The organism is Oleiphilus sp. HI0086 (assembly GCF_001635225.1).
Window position 1 is genome coordinate 1 of the sequence record NZ_LWFZ01000766.1, and the last position, 1,260, is coordinate 1,260.

Here is a 1,260-nt window from a genome sequence, read left to right on the forward strand (position 1 = left end):
TTGAGGTTTATATTTGTACTGATCTTAGTGTTTGTGAGCGGAGAGACCCGAAAGGTTTGTATAAAAAGGCGAGGGCTGGAGAGATTCGAAACTTTACGGGTATTGACTCTACATATGAAGCCCCCGAAGATCCTGAACTCGTGGTTGACGCGGGTGTTTTAAGTATAGAAGGTGCAGCAAAGGAAGTTTTTGATTACTTGGTTTTGCGTGGATATGTCTAGCAAACACTAGAATGGCTTGCTTTGAATATAGAGCTTAGCTACAGTGAAAATCTGGAATTTTAATCATAGGGTTTAAAGGATGAAGTTTAATAAAGTTGGGCGATTGTTCATATCTGCTGTATTAGTAAGTATGTTGATTGCCTGCGGAGAAACTGATCAGAAAGAGCTTAACGCGAATCATCTAGCGAGAGCTAAAGCTTATGCCGAGCAAGGTCAATATAAAGCCGCGACAATTGAATATAAAAATGCGGTGAAGAAGTCGGGTGGCGAAGCCTCTTCAATTGTTCAATATGCCGAGATGTTGATTAAATTAGGGCAATATGACGCGGCGCTTAGCTTATTGGAGCAGGTGAGTACCGACAAGGATGAAAGTTACTATGTCGCACTGGTTGAGTCTTATCAAGGTAAGCACAAGTACTTATCTGCTGAGCTTGTTCTGGATGAGCACTTAAGTGGCAATAGCGTTGAGCTTCAAATGCTTCGTGCGCATAACTTGTTAGGTTTGAACGAGCTTGAACAAGCAGTCAATGCCTATCAGAAAATTCTTAATGACGAGGCAGGGAATGACCTCGCTACCCTAGGAAAAGCAACTGCTTTAGTAAGATCTAACCAGGTAAAAGAATCGAAAGGCTTGCTTAATTCCATACCTAAGGGTGCCAAGGCTTTTAGTAAAGCAAGAATTCTATTGGCTGGTATTGCAATTGGTGAACAGAACCTGGAACAGGCCGAAGATATTCTGACCGATTTGCTTTCTACTATGGATAATACAGATATTATTGAGCCGGAAAAAGCCGTTGTATTAGAACGGCTATCTTATGTTTTGACTCGCCAAGGCCGTTCTAACGAAGCCTATATTTACACCAAACTGTTATCCGAAGCCTTCCCGGGTTCAAATGAAGTAAAAGAGAAATATCAGCTTGCGGTCGAGAAAATGCAAGCAGGCGAATTGGATGCGTCTAAAGCAACTTTGATCGAGATATTAAATGATTATCCCTCATACAAGCTAGCGACTCAGCTACTAGGTATTATTAGCTATTTG

The 1,260-nt window shown here is 41.4% G+C and carries 2 protein-coding genes; both read left to right on the plus strand.

What is annotated here, in order from left to right:
* Nucleotides 1–221 (plus strand): adenylyl-sulfate kinase (locus A3756_RS13230; RefSeq protein WP_156490456.1); only part of this gene is annotated, 221 nt, incomplete at its 5' end.
* 79 nt (nucleotides 222–300) lie between these two features.
* A partial coding sequence (locus A3756_RS13235; RefSeq protein ID WP_156490457.1) for a tetratricopeptide repeat protein occupies nucleotides 301–1,260 on the plus strand: 960 nt, incomplete at its 3' end.